This is a genomic window from Vibrio sp. 1402, assembly GCF_033340275.1.
On record NZ_JAWOWE010000770.1, the window covers coordinates 1 to 505 of the forward strand.

At 47.1% G+C, this 505-nt stretch carries 1 pseudogene; it reads right to left on the minus strand.

Going from position 1 to position 505, the window contains the following annotated elements:
* Window positions 1-505: pseudogene (locus tag R7044_RS28400) on the minus strand (urocanate hydratase); the annotation flags it as partial.

Here is a 505-nt window from a genome sequence, read left to right on the forward strand (position 1 = left end):
TGTTCAATAATGCGTTTAATAGTGGCCAGTCTGATACTGCGTCAGAGCCGTCCATCATGCCTTCTGTTTCTCGGTTCGGGCTTGCTACAGAGCCTGAATCTAAGTGGTCGCGACCAATAACGATAGGAGCTTTCAGCTCACCATTTTTCACCATTTCGTTGAACGCTTGACCAAGGCGCTCACGATCTTTCAGACCTACCCAACAAATACGAGCCGGAAGACCTTGGAACTGAATACGTTCACGCGCCATATCTAACCAGTTATGCAGATGTGGGTTGTCAGGAATCAACTCTTTTACTTTTTGGTCGGTTTTGTAAATGTCTTCTGGATCACCTGATAGAGCTGCCCAACGGAAAGGCCCAATGCCTTCACAGAATAAAGGACGAATATAAGCAGGAACGAAACCTGGGAAATCAAACGCATTTTCTACGCCTTCTTCCAATGCCATCTGACGAATGTTGTTACCGTAATCGAGTGTCGCCGCGCCACGGCTTTGCAGATCAAG